Source organism: Janthinobacterium sp. JF4 (assembly GCF_059617925.1).
Map to the genome: position 1 here is coordinate 1 of NZ_JCAQAV010000100.1, position 1,511 is coordinate 1,511.

2 tRNA genes and 1 rRNA gene are annotated in these 1,511 nt (G+C 50.7%); all 3 read left to right on the forward strand.

From position 1 onward, the window contains the following. Positions 1 to 1,065: ribosomal RNA gene (locus AC54AF_RS27025) — 16S ribosomal RNA — on the forward strand; the annotation flags it as partial. 79 nt (positions 1,066 to 1,144) lie between these two features. Continuing rightward, positions 1,145 to 1,221 (forward strand) — tRNA-Ile (locus tag AC54AF_RS27030). A gap of 25 nt (positions 1,222 to 1,246) precedes the next feature. Then, positions 1,247 to 1,322 (forward strand) — tRNA-Ala (locus AC54AF_RS27035). Positions 1,323 to 1,511: the final 189 nt, after the last annotated feature.

A 1,511-nucleotide genomic window follows, 5' to 3' on the forward strand; every position in this document is an offset into this window, starting at 1 on the left:
TTGCTAATGACGGTACCTGAAGAATAAGCACCGGCTAACTACGTGCCAGCAGCCGCGGTAATACGTAGGGTGCAAGCGTTAATCGGAATTACTGGGCGTAAAGCGTGCGCAGGCGGTTTTGTAAGTCTGATGTGAAATCCCCGGGCTCAACCTGGGAATTGCATTGGAGACTGCAAGGCTAGAATCTGGCAGAGGGGGGTAGAATTCCACGTGTAGCAGTGAAATGCGTAGATATGTGGAGGAACACCGATGGCGAAGGCAGCCCCCTGGGTCAAGATTGACGCTCATGCACGAAAGCGTGGGGAGCAAACAGGATTAGATACCCTGGTAGTCCACGCCCTAAACGATGTCTACTAGTTGTCGGGTCTTAATTGACTTGGTAACGCAGCTAACGCGTGAAGTAGACCGCCTGGGGAGTACGGTCGCAAGATTAAAACTCAAAGGAATTGACGGGGACCCGCACAAGCGGTGGATGATGTGGATTAATTCGATGCAACGCGAAAAACCTTACCTACCCTTGACATGGCTGGAATCCCCGAGAGATTGGGGAGTGCTCGAAAGAGAACCAGTACACAGGTGCTGCATGGCTGTCGTCAGCTCGTGTCGTGAGATGTTGGGTTAAGTCCCGCAACGAGCGCAACCCTTGTCATTAGTTGCTACGAAAGGGCACTCTAATGAGACTGCCGGTGACAAACCGGAGGAAGGTGGGGATGACGTCAAGTCCTCATGGCCCTTATGGGTAGGGCTTCACACGTCATACAATGGTACATACAGAGCGCCGCCAACCCGCGAGGGGGAGCTAATCGCAGAAAGTGTATCGTAGTCCGGATTGTAGTCTGCAACTCGACTGCATGAAGTTGGAATCGCTAGTAATCGCGGATCAGCATGTCGCGGTGAATACGTTCCCGGGTCTTGTACACACCGCCCGTCACACCATGGGAGCGGGTTTTACCAGAAGTAGGTAGCTTAACCGCAAGGAGGGCGCTTACCACGGTAGGATTCGTGACTGGGGTGAAGTCGTAACAAGGTAGCCGTATCGGAAGGTGCGGCTGGATCACCTCCTTTCTAGAGTTTGCACGAATCAGCAATGATTCACGCATCAAATGTTCACACTTATCGGCTGTTAATATAAAGAACAGCATTTGGGGCTGTAGCTCAGCTGGTTAGAGCACCGTGTTGATAACGCGGGGGTCGTTGGTTCGAGTCCAACCAGCCCTACCAGTTTCTGTAGTCTGTATTACCCATAGGGGGATTAGCTCAGCTGGGAGAGCACCTGCTTTGCAAGCAGGGGGTCGTCGGTTCGATCCCGTCATCCTCCACCAAAAGTTCAAACGTAAATCAGTGCTGATAATGCACCGGGATTTAGGTTTGGTCTTTTCGAGATCAAGTGCTGTATGTTCTTTAACAATCTGGAAGAAGTAAAGATTATTTATTGATCGGTTTGCCGTAAAAAGCGAATCGATGGGTAATGATTGTATGTATCAACAAACAAGCAACAACGTTGTACTTTC